Genomic DNA, 3357 nt, shown 5'->3' with positions numbered 1-3357 from the left:
GGTAAGGGCTGCGACGACGACGTCGGCGATGTCGTCGGCGTCGACGAACGCCTCGACGGCGTCGCCGGTCGGCAGGGCGATCTCGCCGGCCAGGACGGGCTCGAGGAAGAAGCTCTCGTCGAAGTTCTGGTTGAAGAAGCTGGAGCGCACGATCGTCCAGTCGGCGCCGGACTCCTTGAGCTTGTTCTCGCCGATCACGGCACCCTCCTCACCGCGGCCGGAGAGCAGCACCAGGCGGGTGGCGCCCTTGGAGACGGCGAGCTTGGAGAAGGCGGCGATGTGCTCGTCGGCGCCGGGGAAGGCGAGGTCGGGGTAGTAGGTGACGTAGACGGCGCCGACGCCCTCGAGGGCGGCCTCCCAGGTGGAGGAGTCCTCCCACACGAAGGGCGGCTCGCCGGAGCGTGATCCGACGCGCACGGGGAGGCCCTGTGCGGTGAGCCGCTCGGCGACCCTGCGGCCCGTCTTGCCGGTGCCGCCGATCACCAGCGTCGTCTTCGTTCCGGTCGTCTGCGTGTTCTGTGTGTTCGTCATGGTGATGAGTCAACTCCAGTGCGGTGAGACGAGCCATAGTCCAAGCGCTCAACTCCATAAGCGTGCGTCTCAGGAGGAGCGAAGGCCGGATGGGTGCTGGTGCGGTGCCCGGGTCAGGGTAGGCAGCGCGGCGCCGGGGCGGCCATGGGCCCGGTCCGGTTCTCGAGCGGGTCGCGAGCGCGTCTCCAGGCGCCGGGCCGGGCGGGCCCGGGGGCGGCTCATCGGGGCGGGCCCGGCAACGGCCCGTCGTAGAGCGGTACTTGAGTGGTTCTCCAGGGTCCTTGGCGAATCTCTTCCCATTCACCGGTGGGCCGAAGGGATGCGCGACATGAACGTCACCGACGAGCCGCTGCGGCGTGAACTCGCCGTCTGGCGTTCCTTGGGCGGTGCAGCGCCTTTTCCTTACGACAGCACCATCGACCATCTGCGTGCAGTGGGAAAGCACTTTCTCGGGCGGGAACTCCTGGAGCTTCTCGCGGCGTGCCGTTCGCTGAATCGGGAGCGGAATCCGGCGGCTTTTCCGGATGCTTTTCTGGACCGGTTCCTCGATGTGCTGCTGGACAAGTTCGACGACCGTTACGACTATCCCAGCTATACGGCCCTGCCCCTGCTGTCGCACGGTTCGGACGAGGCGGCGACGGACGTGCCGGAGGGCGGGCGGGCGCTGCGTGACCGGCGGGACCGTACGGTTCTGCTGCTGCTCGCCGATCTGATCGGCTTCGAGTCGCTGGTCCTGGACGGCCGTCCCGCCGACCCGCGGGGCATGCTTCCCTCGCCGGTGCTGCTGAGCAAGCGGCTGCGGCTGGCGGTGAGGGTGATGGAGCCGGCCGCGCTGCGGGTGCTGGAGGGGGCGGTCGACCCGGTCGCGCTGGCGGCGACGCCCGGCCGTACCCCGGCCCGTGAGCTGGCGGACGCCGTGCTGGCGACGGCGACAAAGGCCGAGCGGCTGCTGCTGCGGGCCAGTGTGCAGCCGGTCCACGTGCTGCACGACGAGTACCTGTTCCTGCGGGTGCTGCAGAGTTTCGAGGCGACGTTCACGTTCATGTCGGCGACGCTGCGTACGGCGGTGTCGGTGCTGCGCGGCGAGCGGCCCGGGGACGCGGCCGCGCTGATCGCCGAGGTCGCCGACGTGCTGCGCGAGTCGCTGCCGCTGTTCTCGCTGCTGGCGACCATGCAGCCGGCGTCGTTCCAGAGCTTCCGGCGGTTCACCGACGGGGCGAGCGCGATCCAGTCCGAGGGCTACAAGCGGTTCGAGAGCTACTGCTCCACCCCGGCGCGAGCGCGGCTGGACTCGGCCGCGTTCACCTCGGTACCGGGCGTGCGCGGTGAGGTGCTGGCCGGGCGGGAGACCGTCCAGGGCACGTGGGAGGACGTGATCTCGAGCGGCTGGCTCGCGGAGCCGGACGCCGCCGCGGTGCGGGCGGCCGCCCGGCACCTGGAGGCGGTGCACCAGCGGTGGAAGCAGACGCACTTCCGGCTGGCGGTGCGGATGATCGGCACCCGCACCGGCACCGGGTCCACCGAGGGTGTGCCGTATCTGGAATCGGTGATCGCCAACCGTCTCTTCCCCGCCATGGAGCAGCAGCCGGCAGGCGGCTGATGCCCGATCCCGACCGAAGGACTGCGAGGCCGATGAGCAAGCGTGCCAGGACCGGGCGCCCGGGTGCCGCCCGTCGCGCACTGAACCCGGAGGCGGCCGACCATCTGCTCGTCTACGAGTACGACCGCGGCAGCAACTACGAGCAGGACACCCGGCTCACGCAGGCGTTGTCGGCCCTGCTGCCGGAGAGCGAACTGGTCCACCCCGACCAGCGGCTGTTCCAGTCGGTGCATCTGATCACCGAGTACGCGTGGGCGGCGATGCATTTCGAGATGGGCCGGGCCCTCGCGCTGCTCGACGACGGCGACGCGCTGCTGGCCGCCCAGGTGCTGGAGCGGGCCGCGTCGCTCGGCCGGATCCCGGTGCAGGCACTGGCCGTGCTGACCGATTTCCTGCCGCAGACCGCTCTGCTGACGATGCGTGAGACGTTCCCGGAGAACACCACCGGCCTGGACTCCCCCGGCGCGCGGAACCTGCGCCGTGCGGCGCAGCCGCTGTGGCAGGCGTTCGTGCGGGCGCTGGAGCGGGCCGCTCTTCCCATGGAGGAGCTGATCCGCGTGCAGGGCCGCACGGCCCGGCCGGCCGAGGCGGAACGGGACGCGGTCGGGCTCGCCCTGGTGCGTCAGGCCCTGATGCGTCTGGACGGCGCGGTCGGGGACTGGAAGCAGCTGCATCTGCGGATGGTGTGGGGCCAGTTGGGGGGCCATCCCGAGGCGGTGGCGCCCCGCGCCCCGGGGAATCCGTCGTGCCCGCACACGCCGCAGGATGCGGGCGCCCGCCGGGGCGAGGGCGCGGACGGGCTGCCCACGAGCCTGCGCGGGCAGTCCACGCAGAGCCTGATGACGATGTCCGAGCGGACGCTGTTCCCGCAGTTGTGGGACTCCGTGGACGCCGTCTACCGGCAGTTCGTACCCGCCGCCCCGGCCGCCCCCGCCGACGAGACGTCCTGAGAACGAAGGAGCCCGCGCAGCCATGACACCGATGCCTGAGACACCGTCCACGCCGCACGAGCCGGCCGCACCGGTGGTGCTGGTGCGCACCGCCTGGGCCGAGGGCCTGGGGCACGACGAGTTCGACGACGACGACAACTTCTTCGCGGTCGGCGGGCACTCCATGTGCGCCGTGCGGATCGTGCGGGCGCTGAAGGACCGGCTGGGGCATCCACTGACGGTGCGCCAGTTCCTGGCCCACCCGACCGTGAACGGGCTGGCCGCCCACCTGGCGGG

Annotated in this window: 4 protein-coding genes; 3 read left to right on the top strand and 1 reads right to left on the bottom strand. The window is 71.4% G+C overall.

Going from position 1 to position 3357, the window contains the following annotated elements:
- The coding region (locus ACWGH4_RS33110) for an SDR family oxidoreductase (protein WP_453467364.1) at positions 1–531 on the bottom strand (531 nt) is incomplete at its 3' end.
- A gap of 328 nt (positions 532–859) precedes the next feature.
- On the opposite strand from ACWGH4_RS33110, the gene ACWGH4_RS33105 reads away from it, so the two are divergent.
- The 3 genes from ACWGH4_RS33105 to ACWGH4_RS33095 all read left to right on the top strand — a co-directional run.
- Positions 860–2131: a tryptophan 2,3-dioxygenase gene (locus ACWGH4_RS33105; protein ID WP_441267166.1), complete on the top strand. Its 1272-nt coding sequence runs from the start codon at positions 860–862 to the stop codon at positions 2129–2131.
- A gap of 32 nt (positions 2132–2163) precedes the next feature.
- On the top strand, positions 2164–3081 hold the full coding sequence (locus ACWGH4_RS33100; protein WP_453467362.1) for a hypothetical protein: 918 nt from the start codon (positions 2164–2166) through the stop codon (positions 3079–3081).
- A 22-nt stretch (positions 3082–3103) separates the two neighbouring features.
- On the top strand, positions 3104–3357 hold a 254-nt coding region (locus ACWGH4_RS33095; RefSeq protein ID WP_453467360.1), incomplete at its 3' end, for an acyl carrier protein.

The sequence above is a fragment of the Streptomyces sp. NPDC054847 genome, from assembly GCF_053610925.1.
The sequence above is the reverse complement of the archived record's forward strand: the minus strand, read 5'-3'. Positions and strand labels throughout refer to the sequence as shown.

What these genes read in the sequence shown, in the direction of transcription:
- ACWGH4_RS33105 (WP_441267166.1), top strand. Translation starts at nt 860, where the DNA reads ATGAACGTCACCGACGAGCCGCTGCGGCGTGAACTCGCCGTCTGGCGT.
- ACWGH4_RS33100 (WP_453467362.1), top strand. Translation starts at nt 2,164, where the DNA reads ATGAGCAAGCGTGCCAGGACCGGGCGCCCGGGTGCCGCCCGTCGCGCA.